Raw genomic sequence first — 16,716 nt, forward strand, 5'->3', positions numbered from 1 at the left:
GTAAAGTACCTTTAAAGTCAAATATTTCTCAAATTGCCGGACTTTAAGACTTTCGGCTTTAAGACTTTAAGACTTTAAGACTTTAAGACTTTAAGACTTTAAGACTTTCCAACTTACTGACTAAATGATTTGTCCCAGTCTTTCCAAACAGGTTCATATCCTGATTTTTTTATAATTTTTGAAATTTCATCCGCAGAACGTTCATCGCTAATTTCAAATTGTTCCAAAGACTGCGGATCAACAACGTAACCTCCCGGATTAGTTTTAGATCCGGCACTCATACTTGTAACACCAATTGGAATTATATTATCTCTGAATTTTTCATTTTCTCTCGTGGAAATGGAAATTTCCAAATCTTCGTTCCACAGACGATAGGCACAAATTAACTGTGTTAGGTCTTTATCGTCCATAATGAAATTAGGTTCGATAATACCTTCAGCCGGGCGAAGACGCGGAAAAGAAACAGAATATTTAGTCTGCCAATATTTTTTTTGGAGATAATCTAAATGCAGAGCATTAAAAAAGCTGTCTGTACGCCAGTCTTCCAATCCTAGGAGAACGCCTAAACCAATTTTATGAATTCCGGCATTTCCAATTCGGTCAGGAGTTTCCAGACGATAATCAAAATTTGATTTTTTACCTTTAGTGTGGTATTTTTTATAGACTTCCTGATGATATGTTTCCTGATAAACCAAAACAGAATATACTCCAACTTGATGTAAACGCTGGTATTCTTCAGTAGAAAGTGGCTGTACTTCGACAGAAATAATCGAGAAATCTTCTTTAATTAAATTAATGGCGTTTAGAAAATAATTGATATTTACCGTATAATTTGCTTCGCCCGTAACCAGTAAAACATGATCAAATCCGCTCTTTTTTAAAGCTTCAGTTTCGAGTTTTATTTCAACATCGGAAAGTGTTTTTCGTTTGATTTTATTATCCAGACTAAAGCCACAATAGGTACAGATATTTTGACATTCGTTGCTCAAATAAAGCGGCGCGTACATTTGGATTGTTTTTCCAAAACGTTTTTTAGTGATTTCATGGCATTTTTGCGCCATTTCCTCTAAATAATTTTGCGCGGCAGGAGCAATTAAGGTCAAAAAATCGTCGAGATTTCGTTTGGTTTTTGCCAAAGATCGTTCTACATCTCTTGATGAGGTTTTATATATTTTAGATTGGATTTCATCCCAACTATATTGTTCAAAAATGGATTTGAAGGTAGTCATGGTAGTTTGATTTTTAACGCTAAGAGCGCTAAGATTTACGCAAAGTTCGCAAAGCTTTGAGTGCTTTATTTTGACAAAAAGTTCACAAAGCTTTGCGAACTTTGCGAAAAAACCTTGTGAACTTTGCGGTTAAAAAATCTCTATGGTTAAGTTTTATTCATACAAAAAAGAAGTCAAAGGGCTGGAAGCAGCAGCATAATTCTGTTGAGAACCAACCCGCGCTTCAAAAGCTTTTCTCCCTGCCAAGACCGCTACCTTAAAAGCCTCAGCCATCAATTTCGAATTTCCGGCAACCGCAATTGCTGTATTTACCAGAACGGCATCTGCCCCAATTTCCATTGCTTTTGCAGCATCAGAAGGTGCTCCGATTCCGGCGTCAACGATCACGGGAACATTGCTTTGTTCGATTATAATTTCCAGAAAATCAATTGTTTTAAGACCTTTATTGCTTCCAATTGGCGAGCCCAACGGCATCACTGCGGCAGTTCCGGCGCTTTCTAAATGTTTGCATAATACGGGATCAGCGTGGATATATGGAAGTACAATAAAACCCAATTTTGCTAATTCTTCTGTTGCTTTTAAAGTTTCAACAGGATCCGGCATTAAGTATTTTGGATCGGGATGAATCTCCAGTTTTACCCAGTTAGTCTCCAAGGCTTCACGTGCCAATTGCGCTGCAAAAACAGCTTCTTTGGCATTTCGTGCCCCCGATGTGTTAGGCAGTAAATTAATATTTGGATGTTTTAAATGAGATAAAATAACATCCGTATCGGTTTCAAGATCAATTCTTTTTAATGCAACAGTTACCAACTCACTTTCTGATGCTAAAATTGCCTTTTCCATTTCTGCATTCGAACCAAATTTTCCCGTACCCAGAAACAATCTCGATCGGAAGCTTTTGTCTCCTATATTAAACAATGATGTCTGCATATAATTTTTCATTTAATTGTTGAATCAGTTTTTGTTTTTCAAAGCTTTCTGTGATAATTCCGGAAACGGCAATTCCGAAAATTCCGGTTTCCATTAACGGACTTACATCACGTAATGTGATTCCGCCAATGGCATAAATGGGAACATTAATTGCATTTATTTTTAACTTTTGAAGAATCTCGTGATAACCCGCAAGACCTAAAATCGGACTCAGCTTCTGTTTTGTATTTGTAAAACAAAAAGGTCCTAAGCCAATATAATCACAACTACTTATAACGTGATTCTGGATGTCTTCGAAAGTGTTGGCTGTCCCTCCAATTATTTTTGAATTTCCCAGAAAGAATCTTGCTTCGTCAATTTTGGTATCGGTTAACCCTAAATGAACACCATCTGCATCTATTTCTCTGGCGAGATGTATGTCGTCATTTATAATAAATGTTGAAGCATATTTTTCGCATAATGGTTTTACAGCTTCCGCTAATGTAAAAGTGTCTTTGCCGTTTTGATTTTTAAATCGCATTTGTATCCAGTTACAGCCAGCGTCAAGCGCCTGATGTATATTGTCCAATTGTTTTTGGATAGAGTCGCCTTGTGAAATATATTGCAGTTTTTTATACATAATGATGTCCGATTAAAGTTTTTGTAGAACTCAGGTAATTTTCGATATAGATTTTAGCACTTTTGCAAGCTGTTGATATACTTTGGTTTAAAGCTAAATTGGCCGCTATTGCAGAGGAAAGTACACAGCCGGAACCGTGTTTCTCCGAACATATTTTTTCTAATGGAAGAAGTTTTAGAACTTCATTTTTTAGAAACAAGATATCTGTTCCGGGTTCTGTTGGGTTGTGACCGCCTTTTAAAAGAATATTTGTTTGAATTTCGCTTTGACTAAAGTTATCATTTAGGAAAAAATCAGGAAAAAGAACCTTAATTTCCTGATAATTAGGTGTGATCAAATCGATTTTAGAAAGTAATTTGCTTAAATCTGAATGATTTCCAATATTCATAAATTCAAACTTTGTTGTTGATTTGAGAACAGGATCCCAGACAATTTTTGTTGTGGGAGAAAGCATTTTTATGGTCGAAATAATACGGTTTAAATCATGTAGTGAAGAAACAATTCCGATTTTTACAACACTAATTTTGTAGTGCAAAAGCAACGTTTCAACCGATCTGATTACAAAACTCAGATCTGTCCATTGAATTTCGTAGAATTGATTTTCGGTCTGAATAGTATTAGCCGTAGAAACCGCAAAACCAGTAACTTTATGCTGTTCAAATGTTTTGATATCAGCCAAAATTCCAGCTCCGCCAGACGGATCTAAACCGGCGACTGTTAGTACGAAAGGGCGATCTTCTGACATAATTTAAATTGGTTTAATGGATTTTTATTCATCCAGATACTTCCTAAAAGAGCTGCGTCATCAAAACCATTTTCAAAAACCTGATGAAGGTTTTGGCAATCAATTCCGCCTAGAGCGACAACTTTTGTGTTACTGTTTGTCCGTGATTTTACTTCCTCAAAAAGATCTTTTTCGGGACAATAATTTTCTTTAGAAATACTTTTAAAAACCGGACTGAGAAAAGCATATTCAAAATTAGCGAGAGAATTAAAATCTTCAATTGAATGGGTAGATGTAGAATAGCTGTAAGGATTTGAAAATCTTGCAGAAGAATCTCCTGATATCCGATTTTTTTCTGAGAAATGAAACCGGTTAATCCCAAAATCTTCTGCCAAATCATGGTAATCGTGCAAAACCAATTTACATCGAAATTCTAATTTTATCTTATGAAGAAATTGAGCCATCTCAATTTTAGAAAATTCTGATTTTCTAATATGAAGTAAAAACAATCCTTCATCAAATAAAGAATGAATAATTTCTATTTCATCTTCAACCGCAAAAGGATTTGTAATTACAATCATATCTACTTTATTCTATTTCTATATTATCTTAAATGTAAATTTCTTTTCCTTGTTCGATAAATTCTTCTGATTTCTCCTGCATTCCTTTTTCCGCTGCAGCGACATCCCTGATTTCCTGGGATATTTTCATAGAACAGAATTTTGGTCCGCACATTGAGCAAAAGTGAGCCACTTTGGCACCATCGGCAGGAAGAGTTTCGTCATGAAATTCTCTGGCGGTATCAGGATCTAAAGCTAAATTAAACTGATCTTCCCAGCGGAATTCAAATCGTGCTTTACTCAATGCATTGTCTCTGTATTGCGCTCCCGGATGTCCTTTTGCCAAGTCTGCTGCATGCGCTGAAATCTTATAAGTAATCACGCCGTCTTTTACATCTTTTTTATTCGGCAGACCCAAATGTTCTTTTGGAGTTACATAACACAACATTGCACAGCCATACCAGCCTATCATCGCTGCGCCAATTGCCGATGTAATGTGATCGTAACCCGGTGCAATATCGGTAGTCAGCGGCCCTAAAGTGTAAAATGGAGCTTCATGACAATGCTCTAGTTGCTTGTCCATATTTTCCTTAATCATATGCATAGGAACATGCCCGGGACCTTCAATAAATACCTGAACGTCGTGTTTCCAGGCAATTTTAGTCAGTTCGCCTAAAGTTTCTAATTCCGCAAATTGCGCAGCATCATTGGCATCGGCAATAGAACCCGGACGTAAACCATCTCCAAGAGAAAAAGCAACATCATATTGTTTCATGATTTCGCAGATTTCTTCAAAATGTGTGTACAGGAAATTTTCCTTATGATGGAATAAACACCATTTTGCCATGATAGAACCACCTCGCGACACAATTCCGGTTACGCGGTTGGCAGTTAGATGAATATATCGGAGCAAAACTCCCGCATGAATCGTGAAATAGGAAACTCCTTGTTCGGCCTGTTCAATCAAAGTATCACGGAAAACTTCCCATGTTAAATCTTCGGCAATTCCTTTTAATTTTTCCAATGCCTGATAAATTGGTACGGTACCAATTGGAACCGGCGAATTTCGAATAATCCATTCTCTGGTTTCATGGATGTTTTTTCCTGTCGACAAATCCATAATCGTATCGGCGCCCCAACGACAGGCCCAGACAGCTTTTTCAACTTCTTCTTCAATACTGGATGTTACGGCACTGTTTCCGATATTTGCATTTATTTTGACCAGAAAGTTTCGGCCCACAATCATAGGTTCGCTCTCCGGATGATTTATGTTGTTGGGAATAATGGCTCTTCCACATGCTACTTCTGAGCGCACAAATTCAGGGGTTATTTTGCTTTTCGGAGTATTGGCACCAAAACTATGTCCGTTATGCTGACATTGCATTGCTTTGGTCTGTTCATTTAAAAGCTCGATTCGTTGATTTTCGCGAATGGCGATATATTCCATTTCCGGAGTAATAATGCCTTGTTTTGCATAATAAAGCTGCGTAACATTGGCCCCTTTTTTAGCACGCTTAGGCTGATGTAAATATTCAAACCGAAGATGGTTTAAGCTTTCATCCTTCAATCGGCTAAGACCGTAATCGGAGGTTATTTCATTTAAAATTTCGACATCGTTTCGATCCAGAATCCATTTTTCGCGTAAGCGTGGCAATCCTTTTCTAATGTCAATTTCAATATTTGGATCGGTGTAAGCGCCAGAAGTATCATAAACTGTTACAGGCGGATTTTTTTCTATTCCTCCATTTGAAAGTTTAGTATCACTCAAAACGATTTCGCGCATCGCTACTTTAATCGGATGAATTTCGCCGTCGATATATACTTTTTTAGAATTTGGAAAAGGGGTTCTGGATATTTGTTCTTCTGTTGTCATAGTGCTTTTGTTTCAGGTTTGAAGTTTCAGGTTGATGGTGATTGCGATTATTCACAATGAAAATTGGAATTTTTAAATTAAAATTTGAGAATATTTATCCTCCCTGCGTGGCAGAAATAATTAAAATTTCGTCAGTTTCTTGTATGAAGAACTCGTTCCATTTGGTTTTAGGAACAACAGTATTGTTGATAGCAACGGCGATTCCGTTTTGTTTGTGCGGAATTTCGAGATCGAGCAATGACTGAACGCTGAGCGATTCAACATTGAATTTTTTAATTTGTTGGTTGATTTTTAGTTCCATTCCTTTAAAGTTTAGTGTATAGTTACACAATAGGAATGGCTGCAAAAAACGCGTAGACGCGCAAAGAAGTCATCTTACTTTTCCCTACGCTAGTATGAACTAGATCAGGTTCAGAGGGTAAAATCTCAGCCTGCATGTTGCAGACACCCCTAAAGTGTGAAGCAAATATAAGGAATTTTTGTTTAAAGTTTCAAGTTTTGAAACTTTACGCAATAAATCACATTTTGTATGCAACCTGAAACCTGAAACTTGAAACTTTGAACATGAAACCTGAAACAAGAAAATTATCTTGTTCTCTTCCAGCAATCTTCGGCGTGATCGTTGACCATACCAGTTGCCTGCATGTGAGCGTAGACAACGGTTGAACCAACAAATTTGAATCCTCTTTTTTTTAGATCTTTGCTAATTTCATCTGAAAGTGGAGTAGTGGCAGGAACCTCTTTTGAAGTTTTAGGAGAATTTATAATAGGTTTACCATTTGTAAATTTCCAGATATAACTGGAGAAAGTTCCAAATTCCTGCTGAACTTTGAGAAAAGCCTGAGCATTGGATACTGCAGCTTTAATTTTTAATTTATTTCGAATAATTCCCGTGTTCTCGAGTAATTCTTCGATTTTATCTTCAGAATAATTGGCAATTTTTTTATAATCGAAATAATCAAAAGCCAATCTGAAATTCTCCCTTTTGTTTAGAATGGTAATCCAGCTTAGTCCAGCCTGAAAAGTTTCTAAAATTAGGAATTCAAATAAAATAGTATCGTCATACACAGGAACGCCCCATTCTTCGTCATGATACTTTTTGTACAAATCGCTGGAGGTGCACCAGCCACATCTTACTAAATCTGGTTTTTCCATTATTTCCCAATTTGCCAACTATAACCTTTTACGCTGGGAATATAAGCCGAACGGCCAATTATAATGAGATCATTGTAAATTTTCCTTTCGTATTTTATACCAATGGCTTTCCCTGAAAGATACATTTTATTGGCTTTAAATTTAACTTTCATTTTGCCATCTTCAAGTTTGGCATCAGACAGTTTTTCGACAAACCAGGTAGACTGCCATTTTACAGCCAGTTCGTTTTCTGCTGTTTTTGTTACCGTTTTAACCAGTTTTACCGCTTCTTTCGCAATATCAAAATTTTCGGTCAGCTGTTTTTGGGTTACAGTCTGTCCTATTTCGCAATTGTCTAATATTTTTTTAATATTAACAAAATTTATTAATTGCTTGCCTGCATCCTTATTTATCTCAGTTTCTGCAGATTTTGTATCCTGTGGAGATTGCACAATCGGAGTGAGTTCAATTGGATTTTTAACGGCAAATGCTGTCTTTTTATCTATTTTCTTTTTAAGTTGAATCACTCTTGGTGCACTGATATTTTGAGAAGAAATTTTTGTTTTAACACTGGCAGGTGTCAATTTATTGACAGACTCAATAATTTTTTTGGGCGGCTTCTTTTCTTCATTGCCGCAGCTCAAAACTAAACAGCAAAGAGAGGATAAAATAATTAATTTAATTTTTTTCATGGCCCAAATTTTTACTCATTTTTAGTAGAATCTCCTTCTAAATATTTTTTTATTAAATGATGACCTAAATAAATAGCCGGAGTTAATACAATCGCAATGGCTAATTTAAAAGTGTACCCCACTAAAGCAGATGATATAAAGGTATTAAAATTAATTTTTCCCGGAAGCCAAAATGCAATTCCTAAAACAATAAACGAATCAAATAATTGCGATATTACGGTTGATCCGGTTGTTCGTAACCATATTTTCTTATCTCCCGTTCTGTTTTTAAAAAACCAAAATATCCAGACGTCAATAAGCTGAGATGCTATAAAAGCAATCAAACTTCCTACTATAATCCACATACTCTGACCAAAAACGGCCTGAAATTGCTCGTCGTTTACAGGGCTAATTCCTTTTGCTGCCGGAATCACAATAGCCATAAATAAAATTAAGAAAGCATATGCAATTAAACAAGCTGTAATAAAAGAAAGCTTTTTTACGCCCTTCTCTCCAAAATATTCATTAATTAAATCGGTAGTTAAAAAAACGATGGGCCACGGAAGAATCCCAATACTCATTACAAATGGTCCAATCTGGATCAGTTTTCCTCCAATTAATTCAGCCACTACGGCATTGGTTATAAAAATTCCTGCCAGAATTACAAAAACAATTTCTCTTCGGGTTTTAAACATGGTATTGTATTTTGGAGATTCAAAAGTAGGCTATTTCTTTTAAATCCTGTAACCGGATTAATTTATAATTCGTTCCCATATGAAGTTTGCTTTTGATTGGTTAATTTTGATATTCTGCTGCATTCTATTTTAAGAATTGCTGGCATTAATAAAAGAATTCATTATGAAAACACAAACAAACTTTGATAATCCGTTACTTCATAAATGGTCGGGTCCCTACGGAGGTGTTCCGGATTTTACCAAATATAAAATTTCAGATTTTAAACCCGCAATTGAATTTGCTATCGAACAAAAGCTGGAGGAGATTGCTGCCATTGCCAATAATCCGGAAGCCGCAACATTTGACAATACGATTAAGGCACTTGAACTTTCGGGAGAAACACTGAACAGAATTCACGCAGTTTACGGGATTTACAGATCCAATCTAAGCAGCTCTGAATTTAATGAAGTAGATACAGAAATGTCTCCAAAATTAGCCGCTATTAATGATAAACTGTATCAGAATGAAAAACTGTTTTCGAGAATAAAATTTTTATACACGGCAGATCAGGAAAAATTAAATAATGAGCAGAAACGTTTGCTTTGGGTTTATTATTCTGATTTTGTAAAAGAAGGTGCAGAATTAAATGAAGAAGATAAAGCCAGAGTTGCGCAAATTAATCAGGAACTTGCCGGACTTTTTACATTGTTTAGTCAAAAATTACTGGCGGAAGAAAATGATCAGTATGTAGAATTAAAATCAGAATCAGATTTTGATGGGTTACCCGAAGCGTTTAAAAGTGCCGCAATTACTGAAGCAAAAGAAAGAAATCTGGATGTTTTGGGTTGTATTGTAAATACAAGATCTTCAATTGAACCTTTTTTAACTTTCTCTACGCAACGAAATTTAAGAGAAAAGGCTTTTGAAATTTTTATAAAAAGAGGCGACAATAAAAATCAAAATGATACAAATGCGACTCTGGTCTCTATTTTGGAATTGAGGGCTGAAAAGGCAAAAATTTTAGGTTTTAATAATTTTGCAGAGTGGAGTTTGTCAGACAAAATGGCTAAAGATCCTCAGAGAACTTTAGACTTAATGCACTCTGTCTGGAAACCGGCGGTTGATAAAGTAAAAAATGATGTTGCGGCTATGCAGCAAATCGTTAATCAGGAAAACGGGGGCTTTAAAATTCAACCATGGGATTATCGTTTTTATGCAGAAAAAGTACGAAAAGCAAAATACGATTTGGATCAAAACGAAATCAAACACTATCTTCAATTAGAAAATTTACGAGAATCAATGTTCTGGACTGCCGGAGAATTGTTTGATTTAGGTTTTAAACAATTACTTGATATTCCGGTCTATCATGAGGACGTGCGGGTTTGGGAAGTTCACAATAAAAATACTGGAGCACCAATTGGATTATGGTATTTTGATCCTTATGCGCGCGTAGGGAAGCGATCCGGTGCATGGATGAACTCACATAGAGATCAGCAGAAAATAAACGGGAATGTGCTCCCAATTGTATCCAACAATTGTAATTTTATAAAAGGAAGTGACGAAGAACCTACTTTGATTTCGTGGGATGACGCGACAACTTTATTTCACGAATTCGGACATGCCCTGCACGGATTATGTTCGAATGTTACTTATCCTACACTTTCCGGAACTTCAGTTGCACGCGATTATGTAGAATTCCCATCGCAGTTATTAGAACACTGGCTGGCAACACCTGAAGTTTTAAATAAGTTTGCACTTCATTATAAAACAAACCAGCCTCTGTCTCAGTCTTTGGTGGAAAGAATAGCATTGGCAGCAAATTTTAATGAAGGTTTTGCAACTGTAGAAACGATTTCGAGTTCTTTTGTTGATATGAAGCTGCACTTAACAACCGATAAAATAGATCCGCATGCTTTTGAAGACCAGGTTCTTAAGGAAATTAATATGCCTTCAGAAATTGTAATGCGACACAGGATTCCACAATTTGCACACATCTTTTCAAGTGACGGATATGCGGCGGGATATTACAGTTATTTGTGGGCCGATGTGATTAATGCAGATGCGTATGAAGCTTTTTTAGAAGGAAACGGACCATTTGACAAAACTATTTCAAGTCGTTTGTATGAAACCGTTCTGAGTGTTGGAAATACGATAGATAATGAGCAGATGTATGAGAATTTTAGAGGACATGCTCCAAAGTCTGATGCATTAATGCGTGCACGAAATTTCCCTGTTGAAAACTAAAGCTTATAAAAATAAAAAAAGCGCGAATAGGTAAATATTCGCGCTTTTTACTATTGAATAATAATATATTAACCTAAAGTAACTCTTTTGAAACCAGTGATTTCAACATTGAATCCTTTAACATAATCACTTACTTTCTTACTGTCATCTTTGATGAAGTTTTGATCAAGTAAAGCTTTTTCCTGATCTAAAGTAGTGTTATCAGAGATAAAACGCTGTACTTTTCCAGGAATAATTTTGTCCCAGATTTGCTCTGGTTTACCTTCAGCTTTTAATTCAGCTTTCGCATCTTCTTCAGCTTGTTTGATAACTTCCGGAGTTAATTGAGAGTAAGAAATGTATTTAGGAACATTTTTCAAAGTTTTTCCTAAACGTTTAGCTTCTTCATTATCTTTTTCGATTACAGCGATACGTGCAGCAAGTTCAGATTCAACGAAAGCAGGATCAAAATCTTTGTAAGATAATGTATCAGCTCCCATAGAAGCAACTTGCATAGAGATGTCTTTTGTTAAAGTCTCAGCGTTGTCAACTTTTGCAGAAATAGCTGTTAAAGCAGCAATTTTGTTAACGTGAACGTAAGATCCAACAAAAGCTCCTTCTAAAATTTCGAAACCACCGATTTCGATTTTTTCACCGATTACACCAGTTTGCTCGATTAATTTTTCAGCAACAGTAATTCCGTTGAAATCTGAAGCTAAAAATTCTTCTTTAGAAGAGAAATTGATTGCTTTTTCAACTAAAGCTTTAGCTAAAGCTACGAAAGCTTCATTTTTACCTACGAAATCTGTTTCGCAGTTTAAAGTAATGATAGCTCCTTTAGTATTATCTGCATTGATAAAAGAAACAGCAGCTCCTTCAGAAGACTCACGGTCAGAACGGTTAGCAGCAACTTTTTGCCCTTTTTCTCTAAGGACCTGGATCGCTTTATCGAAATCTCCATCAGCTTCAACTAAAGCTTTTTTACAGTCCATCATTCCGGCACCTGTAGATTGTCTTAATTTATTTACGTCTGCAGCAGTAATTGTTGCCATAATATTTTGAATTTTAATGTTAAAAGTAAAAATTCCATCTTTTAAATTCCAAACTCCAATTTTAATAAATTATCAACATAACGTTTTTAATTATTCTTGGATTTTGGAATTTAAAATTTGGAATTTAAAAGTTTATTTATTCTTCAGTTGCAGGAGCAGCAGCTTCAACAGCTGGTGCAGCCTCTACAGCAGGAGCAGCATCAGCAGCAGCTTCTTCAGTAAAAACTTCAGTTTCTTTGTCAGAACCTCTGTCAGAAAGACCGTCGATTACAGCAGCAGTTACTAAAGATAAAATTTTGTCAATTGATTTAGAAGCATCATCATTTGCAGGAATCACGTAATCAACCTCTCTTGGGTCAGAATTCGTATCAACCATTGCAAAAACTGGAATGTTTAATTTTTGAGCTTCTTTTATTGCGATGTGTTCAGCTTTGATATCTACTACGAACAATGCTGCAGGTAGTCTTGACATATCAGCGATTGAACCTAAGTTTTTCTCTAATTTAGCACGAAGACGATCAACTTGTAAACGCTCTTTTTTAGAAAGTGTCATGAAAGTACCATCTTTCTTCATTTTATCAATAGAAGACATTTTTTTAACTGCCTTTCTGATTGTTACGAAGTTAGTTAGCATTCCACCAGGCCATCTTTCAGTGATGTAAGGCATGTTTGCAGCTTTTGCTTTTTCAGCAACGATGTCTTTAGCTTGTTTTTTGGTAGCTACGAATAAAATTTTTCTACCTGATGCAGCGATTTTTTTCAAAGCTTCATTAGCTTCTTCAATTTTAGCTGCAGTTTTATATAGATTGATAATGTGAATACCATTACGTTCCATATAAATGTAAGGAGCCATGTTCGGATCCCATTTTCTAGTCATGTGTCCAAAGTGAACACCTGCTTCTAGTAAGTCTTTAACTTCTATTTTGTTTGCCATTTTTGTACTAGTTTACGTTCTGTTGATTAGCAATGTCCCGTTTGGATTAATGATTTAAAAATTTAAAGATTTAAAAATACAGTGTATGTAATCTTTTAATTAATCAATTTATTAATCTTTCAATCCCAGTTTCATTTAGATGCTAAACTATTTCCTACCTCGATAGGAGAGCAACAATAACTGTGTTTTTTAATTTCAATAAATAATTGAGCATGTCTTGTCCCATTTGAACAAGACAGGTAATATTAACGTTTAGAGAACTGGAATCTCTTACGAGCTTTCTTCTGACCGAATTTCTTACGTTCAACCATTCTTGGGTCTCTTGTTAATAAACCTTCTGGTTTAAGGATAGCTCTGTTTTCAGCGTTAACTTCACACATTACGCGTGCTAATGCCATTCTTACAGCTTCTGCCTGACCAGTTGTACCACCTCCGTAAACGTTCACTTTTACGTCAAAGTTACCAGCATTTTCTGTCATAGAAAGTGGTTGTAAAACTTTGTACTGTAAAGTTGCAGTTGGAAAGTAAGTTGCGAATTCTTTTTTGTTTACCGTGATATTTCCTGTTCCTTCAGAAACGTATACACGTGCAACAGCGGTTTTTCTTCTACCGATTTTGTGAATAACTCCCATTACTTAAGATCGTTAAGGTTAACAGTTCTAGGTTTTTGAGCTCCGTGAGTATGCTCAGCACCTACAACAACATTTAGATTTCTAAAAAGTTCAGCTCCTAATTTGTTTTTAGGTAACATTCCTTTTACCGCTTTTTCTACTAATAATGCAGGGTTTTTTGCTTGCAATACTTTAGCAGTTAAAGTTCTTTGTCCTCCTGGGTAACCTGTATGACGCATGTAAATTTTGTCATTCAATTTTGTACCTGTAAGGTTAATTTTTTCTGAGTTGATAACAATTACGTTATCTCCACAGTCAACGTGCGGTGTGTAACTTGGCTTGTACTTACCTCTTAAGATCATAGCGACCTTAGATGCAAGACGTCCTAAGTTATGACCATCAGCGTCAACAACAATCCACTCTTTAGTTACAGTGCCTTTGTTTGCTGAAACTGTTTTGTAGCTTAATGCGTCCATAATATTATTTTAATTAAACATTCCATCCCCAATAAAGGGGATGCAAAAGTACAATTAATTATTTTAAAACCAAATACCTGAAAGAATATTTTATTGGCTGAAAATCAGGCACTCAGTTTTTGAAATAATCGGTCATAAAAAAACCGTCTCTGTTTTATCGCAGAGACGGCAAATTTATTTTATAAAAAGGTATTATACAATAAATATATTAGCAATATCAACAACCTGTTGAGTTGTTAGTGGTTCATCATAAGCTTCTGATCCTGCGGCAGCTCCAAATGAAGCAGCAGTGTTAAAACCTGCCTGTACCGTTACGCCTTCGCCATCATAAACTGCCTGCGTGGCAGGAGGCATTCCTGCGCCTCTTTCTGCGTTAGAGATCCATCCTTTTAAACCTCGCAGACGACGCACTTCAGATGCATGACGCGCCTCTACCGAGTGTATCTGCAATGCAGCTGTTAATAAATCTGGGGTTGTTATTAAATTGGCAGCCTGTCCTTTATAAGCTCGTACGCCGGTATCTTCAAAAGCTTGCGCTAAAGCTAAAAAGGTAGGGTAATCATTAAAAGGATCAAAAGCACCTCCAACAGTAAAATCAAACGTAGGTTTAGGAACAAAGTTAGCACTTGCTGTTCCGCCCAGTCCTGCGATTAAGAATTTTACGTGGTCTGCTTCATGATCTGCTATTTGCTGGAATACTTTAAGATCGCGTCCGCCATTTTCAGAAGCCGGAATTACACCAGAATCCAGCGCCATGGCGTAAAATTCATTTTCGAGATATTCTAATGTCAATGCAAACTGCAATGCTCCAATTGGAGTTGCGGGTGTTGCTGTAATGTCTTTAGCAAAAGCTTTATTAGTTAAAGCCGATAATCCGAATGGGATCGATGCCATTGCTAAATTTTTTCCAAGGGTACCAAACTGAGAAAAACTGTCTCTTCTTGAGCCAGTACTATTCATTAAATTGTCATCAGTAAAGGATTCTATAAATTTTAAAATGTTCATAATTTCTAAGTTTTAACAGGTTAGATTAAGGTAAGTATTTGGCTGTAAATTTTGTAGTGATAAAATTGGCAGCAATTGGCAGGATTTTAGACGGGTCTTTTGCGTCGTCTAATCCTGTTGACATGTTTACGATATCATCTCCGGCAAAATCTTTAGAATTCGGATTAATCAAACTTCTGATTGCAGAAGCATGTCTGGCTTCTACTGAAACAATTTTTCCTGCTAATAAAAGGTAATCAGCAGATTTGATTAATTTTCCGGCTCCGTTATAAGCAGCAACTCCGGTATCTTCTAATGCTTTCGCAGTAGCAAGAACTTCGGTACGGTTGTTAAAATTTAAATTGCCATAATTAAAGGCAAGTGTAGGGAGTAATTGTGTGCTCGGATTTGGAAGTGCTCCGCTTAATGCAGCTTTGAAAAAATCTCTGTGAACAACTTCGTGATGGTACAAATCTGTTAAAACTTCTCTTTCCAAAGAACTAAAGGCAGTATTAAACATACTTCCGTTTACTACTTTTGTATAAAAGTCCGCTTCCAATTGCTCCAGCGCGTATGCATAGGTCAGAACACCAAAGTCTCCGGAACCTAAATCAAAAACGCCATTTCGCACTCCCGGCAGCGAGGTGTCTTCCATATTATCATCATTATCATTGTCGCTGCAGCCAGCTAAGACCAAACCTGTGGTCACTAATGTTAATCCACTGAGCTTAAGAAAGCTCCTTCTGCTATTCAGTGAAGGGTCAACTTCATGAATTTTAACTTCGTTTTTCATAATAATAGTTTTTTAATAAGGTTAATAACATTGGTCTTAACTTATTAACGAAATTTTTAGAGATACGGTTTTAAACTTTAACATTTTTTATTTTTCCTTTATAACAATTTCAGTGATTTCGAGATGAACTGCTTGTTTTTTGTTTTATTTTCGGTAATTCTACTATATTTGTATCAATTACGTTAAAAACTATTTTTAAATGAAAGCTAAAGCAACTCTAAAACAAATTGCGAAAGAACTTGGTGTTTCTGTTTCGACCGTTTCTAAGGCGTTAAACGACAGCCCTGAAATAAGTGAACAAACTAAAGTGAAGATTAAGGAGTATGCCAAACTCAAAAATTATAAGCCGAATGTTATTGGTCTGAATTTAAAAAACCGTAAAACCAAAACGATTGGTGTGATTATTCCTAATATTCTAAATTCTTTCTTTGCGAAAGTTTTTAGCGGTATCGAAAAAGTAGCCGATAAAAAAGGATATAATGTAATTACGTGTATTTCTAACGAATCTTTAGAAAAAGAAGTACACACACTTGAAATGCTGAGCAACGGTACAATTGATGGTTTTATATTGTCTGTTTCTGAAGAAGCTCAAAAACTTCAGGATTACAATCATTTCTCTGAAATTATAAATGACGGAACACCGATTGTAATGTTTGACCGAATTGCCGATGAAGTAGAATGTGATAAGGTGGTAGTAGATGATTTTGATTCTGCTTTAAATTCAACACAGCATTTAATTGATTTAGGATGTAAAAATATTGCTTTGATCTCTTCTGTTGATAATTTAAGTATCGGAAAATTAAGAGCAGATGGTTATCTGAAAGCTTTAAAAGACAATAATATTCCGGTAAACGAAAAAATTATTCTACGTACCGATTCTGAAGAAGATATGAAAAACAGGATTGACGGCATTCTGGATGAAAAGGTTGACGGAATTTTTGCTTTGGATGAAAATGATTCGGTTGCGGCTTTAAGGGTAAGCCTGAAAAAAGGATTCAGAGTTCCGGAAGATATTTCAATCATTGGTTTTGCTGATGGAATTTTAGCGTCAAGACGTTTGTCGCCTAGTTTGACAACAGTAAGTCAGCATGGTGTTGAAATTGGAGAAGTGGCTGCTAAAAGGTTAATCGAAAGATTGGAAGAACCGGAAGGAACAGTTTCTGAATACGAAACAATCGTGATTAAGACGAAATTAAAAGAAAGAGAATCTACAAGAAAAAAATAAGAC

At 35.9% G+C, this 16,716-nt stretch carries 18 protein-coding genes and 1 riboswitch; of the genes, 2 read left to right on the top strand and 16 right to left on the bottom strand.

Annotated elements, in window-relative coordinates; translation table 11 throughout:
* Positions 1–113: 113 nt before the first annotated feature.
* From thiH to ABEB31_RS05850, 10 genes are all read right to left on the bottom strand, one after another.
* Entirely contained in the window at positions 114–1,229 is a 1,116-nt protein-coding gene (gene thiH, locus ABEB31_RS05805) for a 2-iminoacetate synthase ThiH (protein ID WP_347050409.1), read from the bottom strand.
* Positions 1,230–1,382: 153 nt separating this feature from the next.
* Positions 1,383–2,159, bottom strand: a complete 777-nt coding sequence (locus tag ABEB31_RS05810) for a thiazole synthase (RefSeq protein WP_347050410.1) — start codon at positions 2,157–2,159, stop codon at positions 1,383–1,385.
* Positions 2,140–2,778 carry a thiamine phosphate synthase gene (locus ABEB31_RS05815; RefSeq protein ID WP_347050411.1) on the bottom strand — a complete coding sequence of 213 codons (639 nt, stop codon included), beginning with the start codon at positions 2,776–2,778 and terminating at the stop codon, positions 2,140–2,142. Before ABEB31_RS05815 ends, ABEB31_RS05810 begins: the two co-directional genes overlap by 20 nt.
* On the bottom strand, positions 2,771–3,523 hold the full coding sequence (locus tag ABEB31_RS05820) for a hydroxymethylpyrimidine/phosphomethylpyrimidine kinase (RefSeq protein WP_347050412.1): 753 nt from the start codon (positions 3,521–3,523) through the stop codon (positions 2,771–2,773). The genes ABEB31_RS05815 and ABEB31_RS05820 overlap by 8 nt, the downstream gene beginning before the upstream one ends.
* Positions 3,496–4,083 (bottom strand): thiamine phosphate synthase, encoded by a 588-nt coding sequence (locus ABEB31_RS05825; protein WP_347050413.1) that lies wholly within the window; start codon positions 4,081–4,083, stop codon positions 3,496–3,498. The genes ABEB31_RS05820 and ABEB31_RS05825 overlap by 28 nt, the downstream gene beginning before the upstream one ends.
* A gap of 28 nt (positions 4,084–4,111) precedes the next feature.
* The gene (thiC, locus tag ABEB31_RS05830) at positions 4,112–5,935 is read right to left on the bottom strand and encodes a phosphomethylpyrimidine synthase ThiC (protein WP_347050414.1); all 1,824 of its coding nucleotides are present in this window, start codon (positions 5,933–5,935) and stop codon (positions 4,112–4,114) included.
* A gap of 94 nt (positions 5,936–6,029) precedes the next feature.
* Complete coding sequence (thiS, locus tag ABEB31_RS05835) at positions 6,030–6,236, bottom strand: sulfur carrier protein ThiS (RefSeq protein ID WP_347050415.1); 207 nt, start codon at positions 6,234–6,236, stop codon at positions 6,030–6,032.
* Between the two features lie 64 nt (positions 6,237–6,300).
* Positions 6,301–6,397: riboswitch (TPP riboswitch) on the bottom strand.
* Between the two features lie 123 nt (positions 6,398–6,520).
* Positions 6,521–7,090, bottom strand: coding sequence for a DNA-3-methyladenine glycosylase I (locus ABEB31_RS05840; RefSeq protein ID WP_347050416.1), 570 nt, complete (start codon positions 7,088–7,090; stop codon positions 6,521–6,523).
* The gene (locus ABEB31_RS05845; protein ID WP_347050417.1) at positions 7,090–7,761 is read right to left on the bottom strand and encodes a hypothetical protein; all 672 of its coding nucleotides are present in this window, start codon (positions 7,759–7,761) and stop codon (positions 7,090–7,092) included. The genes ABEB31_RS05840 and ABEB31_RS05845 overlap by 1 nt, the downstream gene beginning before the upstream one ends.
* A gap of 11 nt (positions 7,762–7,772) precedes the next feature.
* Positions 7,773–8,435 carry a queuosine precursor transporter gene (locus ABEB31_RS05850; RefSeq protein WP_347050418.1) on the bottom strand — a complete coding sequence of 221 codons (663 nt, stop codon included), beginning with the start codon at positions 8,433–8,435 and terminating at the stop codon, positions 7,773–7,775.
* Positions 8,436–8,598: 163 nt separating this feature from the next.
* On the opposite strand from ABEB31_RS05850, the gene ABEB31_RS05855 reads away from it, so the two are divergent.
* A complete protein-coding gene (locus tag ABEB31_RS05855) occupies positions 8,599–10,659 on the top strand; it encodes a M3 family metallopeptidase (RefSeq protein ID WP_347050419.1) in 2,061 nt (686 codons plus the stop codon).
* 68 nt (positions 10,660–10,727) lie between these two features.
* Here ABEB31_RS05855 and tsf read toward each other — a convergent pair whose 3' ends face one another.
* The 6 genes from tsf to ABEB31_RS05885 form a co-directional block, all read right to left on the bottom strand.
* Positions 10,728–11,690, bottom strand: coding sequence for a translation elongation factor Ts (gene tsf / locus ABEB31_RS05860; protein WP_347050420.1), 963 nt, complete (start codon positions 11,688–11,690; stop codon positions 10,728–10,730).
* Positions 11,691–11,826: 136 nt separating this feature from the next.
* Positions 11,827–12,624 carry a 30S ribosomal protein S2 gene (rpsB, locus tag ABEB31_RS05865; RefSeq protein WP_347050421.1) on the bottom strand — a complete coding sequence of 266 codons (798 nt, stop codon included), beginning with the start codon at positions 12,622–12,624 and terminating at the stop codon, positions 11,827–11,829.
* A 245-nt stretch (positions 12,625–12,869) separates the two neighbouring features.
* The gene (gene rpsI / locus ABEB31_RS05870; RefSeq protein ID WP_026728618.1) at positions 12,870–13,256 is read right to left on the bottom strand and encodes a 30S ribosomal protein S9; all 387 of its coding nucleotides are present in this window, start codon (positions 13,254–13,256) and stop codon (positions 12,870–12,872) included.
* Positions 13,256–13,711 carry a 50S ribosomal protein L13 gene (gene rplM, locus ABEB31_RS05875; protein ID WP_347050422.1) on the bottom strand — a complete coding sequence of 152 codons (456 nt, stop codon included), beginning with the start codon at positions 13,709–13,711 and terminating at the stop codon, positions 13,256–13,258. The genes rpsI and rplM overlap by 1 nt, the downstream gene beginning before the upstream one ends.
* 192 nt (positions 13,712–13,903) lie before the next feature.
* On the bottom strand, positions 13,904–14,716 hold the full coding sequence (locus ABEB31_RS05880) for a ferritin-like domain-containing protein (RefSeq protein WP_347050423.1): 813 nt from the start codon (positions 14,714–14,716) through the stop codon (positions 13,904–13,906).
* A gap of 25 nt (positions 14,717–14,741) precedes the next feature.
* Entirely contained in the window at positions 14,742–15,488 is a 747-nt protein-coding gene (locus tag ABEB31_RS05885) for a ferritin-like domain-containing protein (protein ID WP_347050424.1), read from the bottom strand.
* A gap of 199 nt (positions 15,489–15,687) precedes the next feature.
* Here ABEB31_RS05885 and ABEB31_RS05890 point away from each other — a divergent pair, with 199 nt between their 5' ends.
* Positions 15,688–16,713 (top strand): LacI family DNA-binding transcriptional regulator, encoded by a 1,026-nt coding sequence (locus tag ABEB31_RS05890; protein WP_347050425.1) that lies wholly within the window; start codon positions 15,688–15,690, stop codon positions 16,711–16,713.
* The last annotated feature ends 3 nt before the right edge of the window (positions 16,714–16,716 follow it).

It is taken from the genome of Flavobacterium olei, assembly GCF_039749035.1.
Taxonomy (GTDB): Bacteria; Bacteroidota; Bacteroidia; order Flavobacteriales; family Flavobacteriaceae; genus Flavobacterium; species Flavobacterium olei.